Raw genomic sequence first — 17,783 nt, 5'->3', positions numbered from 1 at the left:
ATGGGTTCCACCGCAGCACTCCCCGACAACATCGAGATCTTCCGAGCTGGCCGCCGCACGGCTGACTCGGGCGTGGTCTACGAGATCACCGAAGCGGATCTCGTCGCGGCTGCGGCTGCCTACGACCCCAGCGTGCACGAAGCGCCGCTGGTCGTCGGCCACCCCAAGAGCAATCTCCCGGCCTATGGCTGGGTCGCTGGCCTGACGGTCGGCGCCGGCGGCGTGCTGATGTCCAGCCATCGCCAGGTGGACCCCCAGTTTGCCGAGATGGTCAACGCCGGCCGCTTCAAGAAGCGCAGCGCGAGCTTCTATCACCCCACGGACCCGATCAATCCCACGCCGGGCATCTGGTACCCGCGCCACGTTGCCTTTCTCGGCGCGCAGCCGCCGGCCGTCAAGGGCCTCAAGGACATCGAGTTCAACGAATCCGATGAAGCCAGTGCCATCAACTTTTCCGAACCGATCAACACCCAGGAGCCCGACATGAGCAAGGAACTGCAAGACAAACTCGACGCCCAAGCCCTCCAGCTGAAAGCCGAGAAGGACGCCCGCGAGAAAGCCGAACGCGATCTCGCCGACGAAACGAAGAAGCGCACCACGGCCGAAGGCCTGGTCACCAGCTTCAGCGAACGCGCCGCAACCGAACGCCACGCGGCGCACGTCTCTTTTGCCGAAGCGCAGGTCAAGGCCGGCAAGCTGCTGCCGAAGGACCAGGCCACGTTCGTCGCGGTGCTCGACACCGTGGCGGCCGTACAGCCGGTCGAGTTCTCGGAAGGCGACGCCAAGAAGACCGTGTCGCCGATCGAATTCCTCAAGACCCTGGTCTCGGGTGCCGCGCCACTGGTCGACTTCAGCGAGCAGGCCCCGGCCAACCTGGCCGATGGCGCCAGCAAGCTGGCCGCCAAGGGCGACAGCGAGGCCGTTGTCGACAAGAAGGCCAAGGCCTATGCCGCGGCACACAAGGTGGACTACGCCGAAGCGCTGCGCCAGGTCACGGTGACCTTCAGCAACTGATCGGCCGCGCCGTTCACCACACCCCGCAATCCACCAAGGAATCGACGCCATGTTGACACTCGAACAGATCCGCCTGGGCCAGAGCCAGGTACTCACCAGCCTGCTGCTGGGCTTCGGCCAAGGCACGCTGATCGCCGAACGCGTGATGCCGCGCCTGCCGCAGGCCCTGAGCAAGGTGACCATCGCCCAGGTCGGCAACGAACGCCTGAAGCGCTACAACCTGCGCCGCTCGCCAGGCTCGGCCACCAAGCAGGTCAACATCAAGCTGGACAACAAGACCTACTCGGTCAAGCAGTCGGCCGTCGAAGTACCGATGGCGCGCGAGCTGATTCGCGAGTCTGATATCGCCGGCAAGCTCAACATCAGCGCGAACATCGACATCTCGCAGATCGCGATGAACACGGCCAGTGATGTGCTCAACCTCGACTACGAGATCGAGGTGGCGGACATCGCGACCAATCCTGCGAACTACGCCGCGGGGCACGTCCAGGCGCTCGCTGGCGCCACGAAGTGGAGCGCAGACACCGGCACCCCGGTGACCGACATCGAAGCGGCCAGCAACATCATCCGCAAGAAGATCGGCAAACGCCCGAACGTCCTGAACCTGTCGGCCGATGCGTACAGCGCACTGCGCCACAACAAGGAAGTCAAGGCCAATCTGCCCACTCTGAATCAGACCGGGCCGGCGACGATGCAGCAGCTCAAGGACATCCTGGGCGTCGACGAGATCAATGTCGGCGACGCGATCTGGATGAACGACCAGGACGTCGGCACAGACGTGTGGGGCAACAACGCCCAGCTCGAATACCGTCCCAAGATCGGCGCGAACGGTACGTCGATCAGCCTGGCCGAGCCCGCCTTCGGCTTCACCAATGTGCTGGAAGGCCATCCGTACTCGGAGCCGCCGGTCTACCGCGAGAGCGTGAAGAGCTGGATCTACGGCGCCACCTTCGAGCGCTTCCCGAACATCGCCTTCAACACGGCGGGCTTCCTCTTCACCAACGTCAAGTAAGCCGCACGGCACCGCGCGATCGCGGTGCCGGCTTGCTTGCAACCCTACGAGGTTCCAAATGGCCAAAACACTTCTGACCGCGCTGGTGACGGTGATCCTTCACAACGCCGCGCGCGAACGCATCGAGATCCCGCCTGGCGAAGAGATTCCCGACGGTCTTCTCAGCGATCACGACATCGAGGCGCTCAAGGCAAGCAAGGCGATCGAGGATTCCAACGACGCCGAGCGACTCGAGCGGCGTGCCCAGCGCGCGGAAGAGATGGGCAACCGCGAGTTCGAGGAAGCGCGCCGCCGGGTTGCCGCTGACAAGAGTTCGCGCGTCGGCCCTGTCGGCGCGGACGCCGTCTTGCAATCGACGCTGTCGACGAGCCACGACATCCTTCACGGTGCGCTGTCCAGCCTTTCGACGTCGACCGACCTGAGCACCTCGGCGAGCGATATCTCCAGCCTTTCGACCACGACGAGCCTGAGCACCGCTGCAAGCGAAGTCTCCAGCTTGTCGACGTCGGCCAGCCTGAGCACGGCCGTGGCACCGACGCCAGCACCGCCCGCGCCGCATAAGCCGGCCGCCAAAACCCCCGCCAAGCGCTGATCGGACAACCACCCCGAGAGAGCGTCGCCCCCGGCCGGCCAACGCGAGTGCCGGCCGGGTTTGAGCACAGCAGGTTTTCAGCCCACCACCCAGGAGATCGACATGCCTTCGCAGAACAACACCGGCGCGCAGTACGACAAGCAGCACGCCCTCACCATCACCCTGATCGCCACGGTTGCCGCGTGCCGCTTCATCGGCTACGACGGCGCGCACGCCACGTCGGCCGGCGGCGTCCATGACTCGCAGGGCATCACCGAGTTCGGAGGCGTGGCCGGCGAAGCCATCACGGCCATCACCAGCTACAGCGGCCTGGTCGAAGCCAGCGAGGTCATCGCCTTTGGCGATTTCGTGAAGCCGGCGGCGGACGGCAGCGGCCGCGCCGCAATCGGCACCGCCACCGAGAACTGCGGTCGCGCACTCGGCGCCGCAAGCGCTGCAGGCGTCCTGTTCGAAGTGGAGCGCACGCGCCACGTCCACACGCCCGCCTGATCCTCGTTCCGCTTCAACAGCCTGACCCTCCATGATCTACGCGACCGTTGCCGACATGATCGCCCGCTTCACCGAGCGAGAAATGATCGAGTTGACCGACCTGGTCAACATCCCACAGCAGACGGTCGACGTGGCGCGCGTGGAGGTCAAGCTCGCCGATGCCACGGCCTTCGTAGAGGGCTACATCGGCCAGGTCTATCGCCTGCCGCTGCGCGGCTGCCTCAAGCCTTCCACCGTGCCAGGTGGTGTCGCCGAATACCAGACCCCGCCGGTGCTCACGCGCCTGGTGTGCGACCTGGCGCGCTACTACCTGCACGATGACATCGCGCCCGAGCACGAGGTGTACCGCCGCTATGTGGCCGCGGTGAAGGAACTGACGGCGATCGCCAACGGCGACGCCCAGCTCGCCTGCCCTTGGGGCGGATCGCCCGGCGACCTGGTCGGCGCCGATGCGCAGTCCGGTTCGGAGACGCTGAGCAGCTTTCCCAGCCGCCAACTCAACGACGCCAGCTTGCGCGGCTACGAAGGCTACCGGTGAGCTGGGATCTGCTGGTCGGTCAGCCTGGCATCGTCGCGCGCCTCGAGGCCGCGACTCGCCAGGGCCCGGGCGCCTGGTGCCGCAAGATCGCGACGGCACGCGAGCTGAGCGACGTCGTGGAAGACCAGCAGGTCACACCCGGCCTGTTCGTCCTTCACGACGCCTTCCAGGTGCTTGAAGCCGACGAGTTCTCGGCCACCCTGGTGCATCGCTGGTTCGTGGTGCTGTCGGTCAAGAACGCGGCCAGCCAGCGCACCCCTTCAGCGCTCGACGAAGAGGCCAGCCAGCTCCTCGCCAAGGTGCTCGACGCCCTGGTCGGCTTCACCCCGCCGCGCTGCGCCTCGCCGCTGATCCCCGCCACCCCGCCGCGCCCGTTCTACAGCCCGGCGAAGTTCGCCTATTACCCGCTCGCGTTCACCCACAAGAGCTTTCACTGCACCACCGGCGGCTGATCGCCGCCCACTTTTTCTAGGAGCACATCATGGCAACGAACAAGTACTGCTGTTTCAAGGGCCGCGGCAAGATCCACATGGCCGATGCGATCGCCTTCGCCGCGCGTACCGTTGGTCTCATCCCTTCGGGCAATGCGTCGGTGTTTGAAATCAACGTCACCGAGTCCACAGAGACGGTCAAGGACTACACCTCGCCCGCCGGCGGCACGCACTGCAACTTCCGCGAGATCGACGAAGTGCAGGGCAAGATGACGCTGCTCTGCCACACGCCCCTGAACCTCATCCGTACGCTCTATGGCGCCGGCGCAGCGGACAACGTTCCGACGGCAGCAGTGGTTGGTGAGCCGGTCACTCTGTTCGCTGGCTCGATCGCGCCGCTCGCAAACCTGATCGACGAGTCGGTGGCCCCCGTGGTCAAGAGCGCCGACGATGTGACCACCTACGCGCTCGGTACCGACTACGTCATCACGCCGGCCGGCAGTATCGAGCACGTCCCCGGCAGCACCATCGCTGCGCCGGTCATCACCGCCGGCGTCGGGGCACCCAACCTCAAGGTGAGCTACACCCGCAAGACGCAATCGGTGATCCAGCTCGCGGCCAAGACCAGCGAGCCGCAGTTCTTGCACTTCGACGGTTTCAACGTGGCCGAGACGCCGCAGATCGCCATGCAGTTCTCGCTGTACAGGCTGCGGCTGTCGACCGGTGCCACGCTGCAGCTGGTCGCCGATCAGCTCTCGAAGCTGGAGTTCACGTTCCTGGCCGAGCGCGACTTCTCGCGCCCGCTGGGCACGCTCACCAACCCGCTGAGCCAGTACGGCACGCTGAAGATCTGACGCGGGCACAGCGCCGCCTGTTGAGCCGCCATGGACTTCAATGCCCACAACCCGCATTTCTTCAGCCGCGGGACGGTTCACTTCACGCCGCCGCTGCGCGCTGACGGCGGCGTCAATGGCACGGCCTACAGCGCGCGCTGGGGGGGCAACTGGGATGCGCTGCCACCAACCCCTGCAGGCGTGCTTCGCATGCCTCCTGGCCGCTTCGTTGGCAATGCACGCGGCCTGGCGATCACGCCTGACGTGACCAGACTCAACACCAGCGCCTGGGACTCGCGATCCAACCTGGTCGTCAACGGCGTAACCGCCGCCATCAGCCTTTATGGCCACGGCGCCCAGAACCTGGCCGATGCGCTGCACGCCAGGCGCACGCAGGTGTCGGGCAGCCCGGTCCTCGAGCCATTTGGCTGCAGTCGGGCCAGCGTCGAAGCCGGTGCCATGTTCTTCGTGCGACATACCGTCGACCTGGCACAACCAGTTTCCGTGTTCCCTAGCTGGGCCACCTGGACCGAAGGAGTGCACTGGCAGCGAGAGGCATTCGGGATCCGCTTGCTGCAGGGTTTCAGCGGCCCGGTCGGCGCCTCGTTGACGATCGGCTACGTGCCTGAAGGGCGTGCCGAGTCGTTCGAAGCGTTCCAGACACCCGGGCTCGAGCTGGGCTTGGTCTACGTCGGCATCAACCGCGCAGACAACGCTCCGGTCCGGCTCGATTGCTACCGCGCGCAGCCGCTGCTCGACGGCAGCATGACGCCGATCAGCGAGCAGGCCGGCGAAGTCACCCTCAAGTTCAACCTCAAGCCCGTCCGGCCGGTCTCCAACGGTGCGCCCGCACGCTGGTACCGAATGGCCCGTGGCCACTATCCGGTGCAATAGCAATGGCTCTTCTACAGTACGCCCGCGGCCTTTGGGCCTCGTTCTCTCAGTTCGAGAATCCGTTTCAGACGCCCAACGGGATGGAAGAAAACCTCCGGGTGATCGACGACCACCTGGCGCTGTTCACGCTTGCACCGCCGCAGGCACCCGGCACCGAACGACCGGAAGCGCCTGGCGACGGCGACGGGCAGGCCTACACCGATGGCAGCTACGCGACCTACAACGGCGGCGCGTGGAAGGAATATCCACCGCGCAAGGGCGTCCGTGTGGTGCTGGCCACCGGCTCCGAAAGTTGGCTCAACACGGGAACCAGCTGGGAGCAGTACAGCGTGGTAGACACCGGCCCAGCCACCGCGCTGGCCGAAGCTGCGCGCGTGGCAGCAGAACTCGCCTCGGCAGTCGCGCTCGCTCGCGGGAGAACGTACGCGACTCCCGCAGACGGGGTGAACGCCGCCGGCACTCCACCTGGTGTGGGCCTCAACGAGTACTTCACTGTTCCCAGCGCGTCGGCACAGGGATCTGTCGACCTGTACAAGAACGTCGCTGGAGCGGCGGTGCTGCAGGTCGGCAAGTCGATCCCGAACACCGACGCCGTGAAGAAGCCTGTTTGGACTGGCGTGCCCAACGGCTGGCCTGACACGTTCTTCACGCACTCCACGCCGGGTGTCGACTTCTTCAAGAAGAAGCGCTGGAACTCGTCCAACACGGCAATCCCCACGCTGACCGTGGTGCCCGGAACCGTCTTTCTCTCCGGGAAGGCGCTGCAACGGTCGCTACCAGGAAGCACGGTCCTTGAAGGTCCGTGCATTCAGGTGGCCGATCTCGGGATCACCCCAGGTGCAGACAAGATCACGGTGTACGGCCTGTTCACCGGCACTGGTGGCGCCGTTACCGTCATGCCTGTTCGGCCGTACTCCGCTGCAAACGCCGGCACGGCCGTGCAGGTCACCGGGGTATCCGATACCGGGGCGACCAGCATCACTGCCAATGCGGTGGGTCAACGGCTTCGCGCCACCATTGATGTCCCCGTGGGCACTGCATACATCTGGGTGTATCCGTATCACGCGACGGCGGGCGGCACCTTCAAGCTGGAAGCGCTTTGGGCGTTCAAGGGTGATGTAAACCAAGGCCCAGACTGGCCAACGGCATACAGCACCTACGAACGCCTGCAGCTGGCCGATACAGCGGGAGAAGTGGCAGCGCAGGGCAGCGCCCTCGGGGCGGTGCAGCGTGCTACGGAGTACGGCTTCGATCAAAAGGGCGTCGTGTCTGGCGCGGTCGCCGTGGCACAGGGCCTCACGTCCCCCTCGACCGGTGGACGCGACGTGCCGTTCCGAGGCTGGGGCGAGACCATCAGCGCGCCCGGCGTGCCGTTCAACGCCATCCGCGTGAAGACGGTGACGCGGTACTCGCTCACGGCCGACGCTAACAAGTGGCGCTCGATCAATGCGCTGGTCCGTGTGGGGCCGACGCCCCACGTTGGCGGTACGCCCGTCGCGGCGGTGGGCTCCATCCAAGTGCTGCCAGGAGACGACACGCTCAACGACCTCATCATTCTTCTGCGCGACCCGGCCACTGGAGCGCTGAAGACGGTGAACCCGCCCGACGACACATTCATCGCCATCACGGCACAGAACAGTGCTGGTGGCCCGGCCGCCCTTGGCGAGCCTCGCGGGACCATGCCGAACACGCTGGGGCAGAGCTACTACAACGCCCTGACCGGTGATGCCACTGCGCAGACGTGGAACGAATACGCGCCCGCAAACTTGCGGCTCGGGTTCGAGCTGCTGCTCATCACCAACCCGGTGGAGAGTTCGGCTTTCTCCCCTTCGCAGCCGCTTGCCAACGCGCTCGGCGCTATTGCACCGCTGCATGTCCCTGAAGTGGTGCTGCCGCCGACCCTCATCGCCGAGGAAGGTAAAGAGTTCAACCTCTTCTATGACAACGTCCATGTGGATGACGCACGCTCCTATTCGGTGAATGTGGATCTGCCCGGCTCGGTGGGCCGGCAGATGAACGATCGGATCAACTGGGTGCCCACGGCGGCAATGGCTGCCGGCGTCCTGACCTATTCCTGCTACGACAAGCGGACGGGCTCGTTCCTGGTCGCCAAGCAGGCCCAGCTGCGTGCGGTCGCAGCCAGCGCCGGCGGCGGGCAAACGATCAACTTGCTGGAGATCGGGGACAGCTTGATCGCGGCCGAGGTGATCACCGACGAGCTGGTCAAGCGCTCGGCGGCCGATCCCAACTTCAAGGTCCTGCTCTACGGCACGCGCGGCACCGGCGCAAATCGCCACGAGGGCCGAGGTGGCTGGAGCATCCCCGACTACACGACGGCCGGCCGCGTGTATCGCAGCTTTGGTGTCACGGGAGTGGTGACGCCGCCCGCCATCAATTCCACGAAGTACACCCAGGGGGCAACGACCTACCTGGTTCAAGAGGTTGCGCTCGATGGCAGCGGGAACGGCACGGTCATCTGTTCCATCGACAGCGGCCCTGATACGCCTGCGGCCTCTGGTGTCCTGACCAAGGTAGGCGCCACGCCGGGCGACGTGTCGATCACCTACGGCTCTTCGATCACCTTGAGCGGCAATCCGTTCTGGATCAGCGGCGTCGTGAACTTTGCGCAGTACCTGATCGACAAGGGCTATCCGGCGATGCATGCCGTGGTGATCAGCCTTGGCATCAATGACGTGTTTGGTCAGGCTTCGGACGCTGCGGCCTCGTCACTGGCAGACAGCCGATTTGCCCAGCTGGACACCCTCATCGCCTCGATCAAGGCGTCCAACGCCAACACCAAGATCTTCCTGCGCCTGCCGTCGCCGCCGTCACACGACCAAGACTCCTTCGGCATCAACTACAACTCGGGCCAGACGCGCGACCGCTTCAAGCGGAACATCCTCATCTGGAGCCGCCAGCTCATCGCGAAGTACGCAGGGCAGGAGGCCAACCGGGTCTACCTCATGGCGTCCAACGTGGCGCTCGACACGGTCAACGATATGTCGGTGGCGGCGCGCACGCCTACCAACCTCCAGCAGACGCTCGTTTTCCGGTCCGTGGACCTGCTGGCGGCCGAGATCCCGACAGTCGGGGCTACCTATGTGATTTCCAGCAGCACCTGGACGGTCGTTGGGGTCACCTCGGCGGTGACGAAGGCCGCGCAGACGCTGCCGCTGGATGAGGACGGGACCAAGCACGTGACCATTCCGGCACGGTACGGCGCGCAGATCGAGATGAGGGCGTCAATCGCAGGTGCGTCAGCCCCAGAGATCGCGGTGATCACCAAGTCCTCGGGGACCGGCGCTGCAGCGCTGGCCTACGTCGAGGTGGCAGGTGGTGCCCGGGTGCAGAACAACGGCGTCCATCCCGGCGATCGCGGCTACCGAAACATCGCCGGCTACGAGTACTCGACGCTGAAGTACGCCTTCAGCGCCTGAGGCGATCCGACCGTTTCCCAGGTTCTCGCGTGAGGACCAATTTTCAATCTGACTGGAGTGACATGACGCTACGCAACCTCTTCAACAAGCCCACCGAAAAGCCGATCGGTGAAGTTCCGTTCCTGGTCTACAAGGTGGGTTACGACCAGTTCGATGACGCGCTCGAGCTGGGCGCCTGGCTGCAGACCTTGAACTGGGCCACCTTCGAACTCGACTCGCTGCGTGCGCTCAAGAAGGACTCGCCTGAGCGCCTGGCACTCGATCGCACCATCGCCGGCTGCCTCGCGCTGCCGGCGGCGCCGCTCGGGGCGGCACCGGCAGACCAAGCGGCCGAGCCGCGACGCCTCCAAGCCGCTGACGTGGCCCAGATGCCGATCGTCATGGTCGGCGAGGCGCTGGCGGTGGTGATGGAGGTGAACGCGGATTTTTTTTTCCAGACCCTGCCGAGGCTGGTGCAGACCTCGGACCGGATGAAGTCGATTGGTTCGGAATTGCTCAGCAGCTTGTTGGGGCCGGACACAGCCAGAACGATATCCGGCGCTACACCCTTGCCCAGCTCCGCGCCTACCTGACCGCGATCGGCGAGCAGGACACCAGGCGCATGGAACACGAAGCAGCCCATGCCGCCGTCGCGCTCGGCGGCTCGTTGGGCTGACATCGGACACGACAATCTAAAAGGTTTTATTTAGCTCCCCTCGCGCGCGCGCGGCACATTGCCCGCATGACGCGATTCACCGACTCTCCGAACACGCCGTGCCTTGCGCACGGCGTTGGCATTTAAGGGGGCACGGTGAACCAGGAACTCGAAGTCGGCCTGCGCATCCGTGCGTTCCTGGACGAAGCCCGCAAGGCGGTCCAGGGCCTCACCACCGACCTGCAGAACCTCGACAAGGCGGGGAACAAGACAGGTTCAGGGCTCAGCTCGGTCGGCAAGCAGGCCGCTGGCGCGCTCAGCGGCAGCGCAGCGCCAGGCGCCGCTCCGCCTGCAGCACCTGCACCGCCACCGCCCGTTCCTGCACCGCTACCGGTGCCCACGCCCATTGCACCCAGGGTCGACGAAGACGCGGCCGCATTGCGGCGCCTCATGGCCGCGCTACAGAGCGCCGCACCGGCGGCCGAGAAGCTCGCTGCAGCGCAGGGAACGCTCAATGCGGCGCTGGCCAGCGGATCGCTCACCCAGGAGCGCTACGCGACGCTGATGGCCGCCGCAACGGCTCGCTGGGGCGCCCACAACGACGTCGTGCAGCGTGGCGGTGTATCGGCGGCGCAGACGGCCGCCGCGATGCGCATGCTCCCGGCGCAGATCACGGACATCACCACGAGCCTGGCCAGCGGCATGCCTGCATGGCTGGTGCTCATCCAGCAGGGCGGGCAGATCAAGGACAGCTTCGGCGGCATCGGGCCCGCGGCTAAGCAGATCGCCAGTCTCTTCACGCTCGCGCGGGTCGCCGCCTTCGGCCTGGCCGGGGCCGTCGCTGCGGTCGCCTTGGCCGCTTTCAAGGGCGCACAGGAGGCACCTGCGTACAACGAAGCGCTGATCATGTCCGGCAACGCTGCCGGCACCACGGCGGGCAAGCTCGGCGACATGGCTGCGCGCATCAGCGACGTCGTCGGCACGCAGTCCGCCGCTGCAGCGACGCTGACCGCGATCGCCGGCTCGGGTCGCGTTGCAGCCGGAGACATCGAGCGCTTCACTTTGGCCGCTCAGCAAATGGAGCGCGCCGGCGGCCAGGCGGCCGAAAAGACGGCTGCTGCTTTCATTGAGCTGGGCAAGGCACCGCTGCAGGCCAGCCTGAAGCTCACCGAGTCGCTCAACTACCTGACGCCGGCGACGCGGGACCACATCAAGGCCCTGGAAGAACAGGGCCGCACGGCCGAGGCCGCGGTGGTGGCGCAGCAGGCCTACTTCGAAATGATCAACGGCCGCACGCCGCAGCTCGAGGCGAACCTCGGGAGCCTGCAGCGCATGTGGCGTGCCGTGGGCGAGGCGGCCGGCTGGGCCTGGGACAAGATGCTCAGCATCGGCCGCCAGGACACGCTCGACGCGCAGATCGAGGCGCAGAAGAAGACCGTCGATCGGCTGGCACAGAACCTTGCCAATCGCCGCGGCCGGGGCCTGGCTGCTGGCGACGTTGACGGGCCATTGACCGCCGCGCGTGAGCATCTGCGCAACCTCCAGGAAGACAAGGACGAACAGGCTTCCCTCGCCCGCACCCAGGGCGAAGTGGCGAAGGTGCGCCGCGAATACAACGAAGCCGAGAAGGCGAACGATCGTTGGGCCGACAAGGCGTTGACCAAGAACGAGCAGATCAACAAGGCGCTGACCACCTACCGGGAGAACAACAAGAAGATCAACGCCGGGCGCGTCAGCGACGGCATGGCGCCGCTTGACGCGAAGACCGTGGCCGCCCAGGAAGCCGCGATCCGCAAGGAGATCATGAGCAAGGGCGGCGGCGGTGCGCCCAGCGCCTTCCGCACGGCCAGCGCTGAGGTCGCGGTCTCCATGGCCGAGCTGAAGGCGAACTTCGGCGCGCTGCAGGCGAACATCCGTACCGGCGACGCGATCATCGTCCAGGCACTGAACGACGGGAATGTCTCGATCGAGGATGCCTACCAGGCACGCCTGGCGCAGATGCGTACCGAGAGCGCCGCGCAGCGCGAAGTCCTGCAGGCCGATCTGCGTGAGATCGACGCAGCGCTGGCGAAGGCGAAGAACTCGGCCGAGAGTGGCCCGTTGCGTCAGCGGCGCGTGGAGGTCGCGGCACAGATCAGCCTGGTCGACGCGAACCTCACAGAGCAGTCGCGCAAGCTCGGGATCTGGAAGACCGAGCAGGAGCGGACCCTCGGCGCAATCACCGCGAAGATCCGCGTTGACGTGGCGACTCTCACCGGCACGTTTGATCGCGACGCGCTGCAGGCGCAGCTCAAGGCCCAGTTTCAGGGCGACTACGAGGCCGCGGGCCGCGCCGGTACCGAGTTCGAACAAGCCAATGGCCGGGCCCGGATCGACATGCTGGTGGCGGCAGGCACGGCACAGGGCGAGTTCAACGCCAAGCTGGCCGAGGCCCAGCGCCTGCAGAACGCTCTCGCGGTCCAGGAGCAAGCCGTACAGGTGTTGCAGCAGACCGGCGCCATCAGCAGCATCGAGGCCGAGGGCCGGGTAGCGGCCATGCGCGAGCGCCAGGCGCCGGCGCTGCAGGCGATCGTCGAGCAGCTGCGCGCAATGCGTGATGCGATGCCGGTAGAGGCCGCGGCCGCGATCGACGCCATGAACGTCAGCATCGGCCAACTGCAGAACACAGTGCGAGCGGCGACGCCGGAAGTCGTGAGCTTCGGCACTCAGGCGCGCAGCACCGCCATCGATGGGCTCGCGAACGCGGCGGGCCAGGCGGTGACCAACTTCAAGAACATGCGAGAGGTGCTCAAGAACACGCTCAAGCAGGTCGTCGGCGACATCTTGAGCAGCGGGGTCAAGAAGGCGCTGACCAGCCAATTCAAACCCGATGCCTCAACCAGCAGCGGCAGCAGCAACGGTTCCAGCTCCAACCTGTTCGGGGCGATCGGCACGCTGTTCGGGAGCTTCTTCGGATTCAGCGAAGGCGGCCATATCAAGGGCCCTGGCACCGGCACCAGCGACAGCATTCCGGCAATCGTCGACGGCCGCCGCCCGATCGCCGTCTCGAACAACGAGTTCATCCAGCCCGACAAGGCTGTTCGGCACTACGGCGTGGGCTTCATGGAGGCCGTGCGCAAGCTGCAGTTTCCCCGCCCAGGCTTCGCCTTTGGCGGCCTGGTGCAGGCGCACCAGCGGGCGCGCTTCGCCACGGGTGGATCCGTGGGCCCGGCTGGCGGTGCGATGCCGGTCGGCCCGGTCCCGATGTCAGTCACCCTGAACAACAACGGCACGCCGCAGCGCATTGCGGACAACAGCGCCACCTGGAATGGAAAAGAGATGCTGGTGAACCTGATGCTGGAAGACGCGCAGAACGGCGGGCCCATCGTCCGTGGCATGCAGCAAGCGATGAACCGGAGCGGCTGACATGGCGTTCACGACTTTCCCGGCCTATGCCCAGTTCATGCTGGACGGCTACCAGGTCGCGCCGGCGTCGGGCGTCGAGCGCATCGAGATGGACGACGGGTTCATCCAACAGGCGCCCAAGCAGTCGCTCGCCCGCTACGAGATCCCACTGACATACCGCCTGGCCAGCGCGGCTGACAAGGATGCATTCGAGGCGTGGCGGCGCCAGGATCTGCGCCAGGGCGCGCTGCACTTCGTCTGGCCTGACGTGGCCGACTACACCGGTGCCACGCTGCGCCGCGCGCGCATCGTCAATGGCACGGTGGTCTACAAGCCACTCACCACGCGCTTGGACGAATGGACCGCTGCTTTCTCGCTGGAGTACTACGCCTGATGGCCCGCACCAAGTCCTCCCGATTCCACGAGGCGGCGCAGGCCGTCTCGGCGTCCGAGTCGCCGCTCTTCCTCTTGGAGCTGCGCCATGCGCTGCTGCCCGAGCCCGTGCGCCTGGTCAACGACGTCCAGGACGTGCTGTCCAACGGAAAGAACTACATCGCCGCGCAGTTCGGCCTGGTGCCGCCCGACGACAACGACAAGACCACGCCGAAGGCGACGTTGCGCATCGCCAATGCCGGCGGCGCGATCGGCGCTTTCTTCGAGCGCACGCATGGCGGCCGCGGCGCGACGATGCGCGTGCTGCAGATCCTGCGCAGCAACCCGAACTTCGTCGAGGAAGACCTGGTGCTCGACCTGAACAACGTCAAGGTCGACACGCGCTCGGTTTCGGGTCAGCTGGGCTTCGACGACGTGCTCAACAAGGCCGGCACCGCCTACCTCTATCGTCCCGAGACGGCGCCCGGGCTCTTCTGATGGCCGCGCATTGGTCCGCCGGCTACATCGGCATTCCGCATGCCCGACTGGACTGCGCCGAGCTGGTCGAGCTCGTGCTGCGCGAGCAGCTTGGCCGCGCGGTGCATTTCCCCCGCAAGGAGCGCCTCGACGTGTTCCACCGCGCCGGACTGATCACCAGGCACTGCGCAGACTTCGCCCGCCCGATCGACGAGCCCTATGACGGCTGCGGCGTGCTCATGTTCTCCCGCGGCCGCATGGCGCACGTGGGCTTGTATTGCGTCATCGACCAGCCCTACGTGCTGCACAGCGACTCTGCGTTCGGCGAGAGCGTGCTGTTCCCTCTGACCCGTGTCGCCCAGACACACCGAATCCAAGGCTTCTATGCGTGGCTCGATTAAGGCGCATGGCGCCGTCGACGTGATCTGGTGTCCGAACCCTTTGCGCCTGGCAGGCGAGCGCCACGTGCGCAGCGTGTTGCTCACAGGCACTGATACCGTCGACAGCCTGGTGCGGCGCCTGGCGCTGCAGGGCACGCCGCTGCAGGCGAACCTCAACGGTGCGGACCTGGCGCGTCGGCGCTGGCGACGCAAGCGGGTGCGCCGTGACGACGTGCTCGTGCTGCGCCAGCTCGCACGCGGGGTCGAGGCCGGCGCGGTCGCCGCGGGCGCGGCCTGGGGAAAGGGCGCATCGATCACCACGGCCCTGGCCATCGGTACCGTCACGACGTTCGTGGTCAACGCTGCGATCGCGCTGGCCATCAGCGCGCTGCTGTCATCGCTCACCAAGAAAAGCGGCCCGAGCAAGAGCAACGAATTCACGCCGTCTTCCTACGGCGTCGAGGGCGGTGCCAACAGCCTGCGCGCCTATGAGCCGCTGCCCCTGATCCTGGGCGAGCACCGCTTTTTCCCGGACTACGCAAGCCGGCCGTTCTCCGAGTTCGTGCCCGACCCGACGACGGCCACCGAGATAGTCAACACGACGCCGGCGACGACGAACCTGTCGCCGCCACCTTTCGAGTTCATTCCGCCCGAGGAGCCCGAGCATGCTGGCGACCCGCTTGGGCCGCCTTCGGCGAGCCCGCCATGGACCTACATCGGACCGGGTGAAGCCACCAACCAGTACTACTTCGGCGACAACCAGGTGCGCAACTACACGATGCCAGTGCAGGTGGGCAACCCGGAGAGCGGACCAGTCACGCGCCCCCACACTTTCATCATCAGATACACCGAGAACCCGCCTGCGCCGTTCCCAGTGCCGCCCACGATCGAGGTCACCACCTACGAGATCTGGACATCGGGCATGGCCGGGCCGTTCGACTGGCGCCCGATGTCACCGCTGCCGTCGATCCCGGTCATCTGGCGCTACGGGTACACACTGATCTACAACACCGAACGCCTGGTCAGCATCTTCAACTTCGGCTTCGGGGATCTGTCCATCAGCGACCTGCGCATTGGCGCCACGCCGGTCTTCCACTACAACGCGGTGGAACGCCACGACAGCGCGGTGCCGGCGGGCCAGGGCGATCGCACGCAGCTGCTCGGCTACACCAGCGAAGGCTGGCCTGGCAACAGCTATCCCGACAACGTCCAGCTCGTCGACGGCGGTAAGGTCGAGAACCATCCTCTGATCGAGAACTTTGGCTGGGTGGAGCGCGCAGCGTCCACGCCGTGCCGGTTCATCCAGATCGACATCACGGGGCGGCTCTTTCTGCAGTCCGACCGGGGCATGGCTGGTGCGTTCTGCTCATTCGACGCGGAGTATCGAAACGCGGCCTCCGGCGCATGGACGCCGATGCCCTACAGCCCCTTCGTGATCTCCAACGGATCGACGGTGCCGGTGCGACGGACCTTGACCGCCATGCTGGGCGTGCCGGCAAACGCGGTGCGCGTGCGCCGAAACCTGCCCGACGCCACCGATGCATCGCTGATTTCCGAGTTCGAGTTCACCCGGGTCAAGTTCTTCCGAGATGCCGAGGCGCTCTATCCGGCCCAGCGGCGCATGGGCGTAATGATCAAGGCCACGGGCCAGCTCAACGGGCGCATCGACCGTCTCTCGGCGTTCGTGCAGGCGAAGCACTGGCGCTGGGACAGCGGCGCGCCGTGGAGCGGCGCGATGCCCGGTGTCGGGTCGGGCGCATGGGTGTGGGGCACGACGGTCAACCCGGCCTGGCTGTTCCTGTACTACGCCCGCGGTGGGTTCCTGAATCCCACCGCCGCGCCAGGTCACCTCGGCCTGGCCGGTTGGCTCGACCAGCCCGCGATCGGCAACGGCCCGCGCCTCTTCGGTGCCGGGTTGCCCAACGAACGGATCGACTACGCCGCCATCGTGGCGTGGGGGCAGTTCTGTGCTGCAGCGGGTCTGGAATGCCGCATGGCCATCACCGGCGCGCGACCGGCCGGCGACGTGCTCGACGACATCGCAGCCGCGGGCCGAGCGACGAAGACCTGGGCGCCGGGCAAGCTGTCGGTTGTCTGGGAAGCCGCTGGCCAGCCCGTCGTGGCGGCGTTCGGCATGAGCAACATCGTGGCCGGCAGCTTCGAGGTGCAGTACTCGACCGACAACACCGTCGACGAGTACGTCGTCAACTACACCCGCTCGGACGCGGACTACGAGGGCGACGCGGTTTCCGCCAAGGTGCCGGGCGTGGCCATCCCGGTCAACCAGAGCAGCGGGCAGGCGGCCTACTCGATGTCGCAGGCACAGGCGCAGCGCCTGGTCAACCTGCTGGCGGCCGCGCGGCATTACCAGCGCCGCATCATCAAGTGGGAGACCAACATCCTGGGCATGACGGTGCAACGTGGCGACGTCGTGCACCTGGCACACGATCTCACCGCCTGGGCCCACAGCGGCCGTCTGGTCGAGATGGCGGCCGCGGGCGGTTTCATCACCTCGGTGACCTTGTCGGCCGAGGTCGACAACCCGACCGACGCCGACACGCTGTACCTCTGGATCCGGAAGCCCGGCGGTGCGTTCTTCTCAGTCGAATGCGTCCCGCCGGCGGCCGCCAGCCGGACGCTGCAGGTGGTGCCGGGCGCCTGGCCGTTGGTCAACGCGCCGGCCTTCCTGACCGTCACGACGCAGAACCCGCTGAGCGATCACTGGGTGAACGCCTCTCAGCCGATCGACTACACGTTTTTCGCAGGGCCGACGCCCACGCCCGGCAAGCGGGCCCGCATCATCGCCATGGAGCCTTCAGGAGCGCGCCGCGTGCGCATCACGGCCCGAGACGAGTACGAGGCCTACTACCCGCTCGAATACGGCGTCGGAAGCCCTGCAGAGCCCGCCAGCGGCGAGCAGCTCGTGGCCAGGGCATACAACCTCGGCGCCGCGCCAGCGCCCGAGGGCGGCACCCTGCTGACCTGGGAGTTGGAAGCAGCGCATGGCGCGACCGTCATGGTGAGCGTCAACGGCGGCCCGGTCGCCCAGGTGCCGGTGCAGGGCTACCTCACGGTGTCAGGCACCGAGTTGCTGCTGCCGGCCTACGCGCCAGGCACCGAGATCTTGGTGCAGGTGCTGCCGGCGACGGCCGGCACGCCGGTCAAGGTGATGGGAGACACGCTCACCCTGACGATGTGAAAAAAGAACGGGCGACCTGGTCGGGTGCGTCAACACCTCTCCAGGCCCCCACATGCAGAACGAGCCTGCAAGCCGGCAAGGCCCGCCCACTCTCGCG

15 protein-coding genes are annotated in these 17,783 nt (G+C 66.4%); all 15 read left to right on the top strand.

Going from position 1 to position 17,783, the window contains the following annotated elements; translation table 11 throughout:
* On the top strand, positions 1 to 1,014 hold the full coding sequence (locus tag AC3WQR_RS21840; RefSeq protein ID WP_492743594.1) for a hypothetical protein: 1,014 nt from the start codon (positions 1 to 3) through the stop codon (positions 1,012 to 1,014).
* A 49-nt stretch (positions 1,015 to 1,063) separates the two neighbouring features.
* A complete protein-coding gene (locus AC3WQR_RS21835) occupies positions 1,064 to 2,026 on the top strand; it encodes a major capsid protein (protein WP_492743592.1) in 963 nt (320 codons plus the stop codon).
* A gap of 58 nt (positions 2,027 to 2,084) precedes the next feature.
* Positions 2,085 to 2,618, top strand: coding sequence for a hypothetical protein (locus AC3WQR_RS21830; protein WP_492743590.1), 534 nt, complete (start codon positions 2,085 to 2,087; stop codon positions 2,616 to 2,618).
* Between the two features lie 102 nt (positions 2,619 to 2,720).
* Positions 2,721 to 3,107, top strand: a complete 387-nt coding sequence (locus AC3WQR_RS21825; protein ID WP_492743588.1) for a DUF2190 domain-containing protein — start codon at positions 2,721 to 2,723, stop codon at positions 3,105 to 3,107.
* A gap of 31 nt (positions 3,108 to 3,138) precedes the next feature.
* Positions 3,139 to 3,645 carry a gp436 family protein gene (locus AC3WQR_RS21820; protein ID WP_492743586.1) on the top strand — a complete coding sequence of 169 codons (507 nt, stop codon included), beginning with the start codon at positions 3,139 to 3,141 and terminating at the stop codon, positions 3,643 to 3,645.
* Positions 3,642 to 4,097 carry a phage tail terminator protein gene (locus AC3WQR_RS21815; protein ID WP_492743584.1) on the top strand — a complete coding sequence of 152 codons (456 nt, stop codon included), beginning with the start codon at positions 3,642 to 3,644 and terminating at the stop codon, positions 4,095 to 4,097. Before AC3WQR_RS21820 ends, AC3WQR_RS21815 begins: the two co-directional genes overlap by 4 nt.
* Positions 4,098 to 4,126: 29 nt before the next feature.
* Complete coding sequence (locus AC3WQR_RS21810) at positions 4,127 to 4,930, top strand: phage tail tube protein (protein ID WP_492743582.1); 804 nt, start codon at positions 4,127 to 4,129, stop codon at positions 4,928 to 4,930.
* Positions 4,931 to 4,960: 30 nt separating this feature from the next.
* Positions 4,961 to 5,803 (top strand): hypothetical protein, encoded by an 843-nt coding sequence (locus tag AC3WQR_RS21805; protein ID WP_492743580.1) that lies wholly within the window; start codon positions 4,961 to 4,963, stop codon positions 5,801 to 5,803.
* Positions 5,804 to 5,805: 2 nt separating this feature from the next.
* Positions 5,806 to 9,240 (top strand): SGNH/GDSL hydrolase family protein, encoded by a 3,435-nt coding sequence (locus AC3WQR_RS21800; RefSeq protein WP_492743578.1) that lies wholly within the window; start codon positions 5,806 to 5,808, stop codon positions 9,238 to 9,240.
* Between the two features lie 62 nt (positions 9,241 to 9,302).
* A complete protein-coding gene (locus AC3WQR_RS21795) occupies positions 9,303 to 9,812 on the top strand; it encodes a hypothetical protein (RefSeq protein ID WP_492743576.1) in 510 nt (169 codons plus the stop codon).
* 218 nt (positions 9,813 to 10,030) lie between these two features.
* The gene (locus AC3WQR_RS21790) at positions 10,031 to 13,279 is read left to right on the top strand and encodes a phage tail length tape measure family protein (protein ID WP_492743574.1); all 3,249 of its coding nucleotides are present in this window, start codon (positions 10,031 to 10,033) and stop codon (positions 13,277 to 13,279) included.
* A 1-nt stretch (position 13,280) separates the two neighbouring features.
* Positions 13,281 to 13,652, top strand: coding sequence for a hypothetical protein (locus AC3WQR_RS21785; RefSeq protein ID WP_492743572.1), 372 nt, complete (start codon positions 13,281 to 13,283; stop codon positions 13,650 to 13,652).
* Positions 13,652 to 14,128, top strand: a complete 477-nt coding sequence (locus AC3WQR_RS21780) for a DUF1833 family protein (protein WP_492743570.1) — start codon at positions 13,652 to 13,654, stop codon at positions 14,126 to 14,128. The genes AC3WQR_RS21785 and AC3WQR_RS21780 overlap by 1 nt, the downstream gene beginning before the upstream one ends.
* Positions 14,128 to 14,508, top strand: a complete 381-nt coding sequence (locus AC3WQR_RS21775) for a hypothetical protein (protein WP_492743568.1) — start codon at positions 14,128 to 14,130, stop codon at positions 14,506 to 14,508. Before AC3WQR_RS21780 ends, AC3WQR_RS21775 begins: the two co-directional genes overlap by 1 nt.
* Entirely contained in the window at positions 14,492 to 17,686 is a 3,195-nt protein-coding gene (locus AC3WQR_RS21770) for a host specificity factor TipJ family phage tail protein (protein WP_492743566.1), read from the top strand. The genes AC3WQR_RS21775 and AC3WQR_RS21770 overlap by 17 nt, the downstream gene beginning before the upstream one ends.
* Positions 17,687 to 17,783: the final 97 nt, after the last annotated feature.

It is taken from the genome of Variovorax sp. FW305-3-2-15-B-LB1 (assembly GCF_058787635.1).
The sequence above is the reverse complement of the archived record's forward strand: the minus strand, read 5'-3'. Positions and strand labels throughout refer to the sequence as shown.

Excerpts from the sequence above, each read along its gene's own strand:
- AC3WQR_RS21780 (WP_492743570.1), top strand. The coding sequence starts at position 13,652 with ATGGCCCGCACCAAGTCCTCCCGATTCCACGAGGCGGCGCAGGCCGTC.
- AC3WQR_RS21825 (WP_492743588.1), top strand. The coding sequence starts at position 2,721 with ATGCCTTCGCAGAACAACACCGGCGCGCAGTACGACAAGCAGCACGCC.
- AC3WQR_RS21785 (WP_492743572.1), top strand. The coding sequence starts at position 13,281 with ATGGCGTTCACGACTTTCCCGGCCTATGCCCAGTTCATGCTGGACGGC.
- AC3WQR_RS21805 (WP_492743580.1), top strand. The coding sequence starts at position 4,961 with ATGGACTTCAATGCCCACAACCCGCATTTCTTCAGCCGCGGGACGGTT.
- AC3WQR_RS21775 (WP_492743568.1), top strand. The coding sequence starts at position 14,128 with ATGGCCGCGCATTGGTCCGCCGGCTACATCGGCATTCCGCATGCCCGA.
- AC3WQR_RS21810 (WP_492743582.1), top strand. The coding sequence starts at position 4,127 with ATGGCAACGAACAAGTACTGCTGTTTCAAGGGCCGCGGCAAGATCCAC.
- AC3WQR_RS21830 (WP_492743590.1), top strand. The coding sequence starts at position 2,085 with ATGGCCAAAACACTTCTGACCGCGCTGGTGACGGTGATCCTTCACAAC.
- AC3WQR_RS21820 (WP_492743586.1), top strand. The coding sequence starts at position 3,139 with ATGATCTACGCGACCGTTGCCGACATGATCGCCCGCTTCACCGAGCGA.
- AC3WQR_RS21795 (WP_492743576.1), top strand. The coding sequence starts at position 9,303 with ATGACGCTACGCAACCTCTTCAACAAGCCCACCGAAAAGCCGATCGGT.
- AC3WQR_RS21840 (WP_492743594.1), top strand. The coding sequence starts at position 1 with ATGGGTTCCACCGCAGCACTCCCCGACAACATCGAGATCTTCCGAGCT.
- AC3WQR_RS21800 (WP_492743578.1), top strand. The coding sequence starts at position 5,806 with ATGGCTCTTCTACAGTACGCCCGCGGCCTTTGGGCCTCGTTCTCTCAG.
- AC3WQR_RS21770 (WP_492743566.1), top strand. The coding sequence starts at position 14,492 with ATGCGTGGCTCGATTAAGGCGCATGGCGCCGTCGACGTGATCTGGTGT.
- AC3WQR_RS21835 (WP_492743592.1), top strand. The coding sequence starts at position 1,064 with ATGTTGACACTCGAACAGATCCGCCTGGGCCAGAGCCAGGTACTCACC.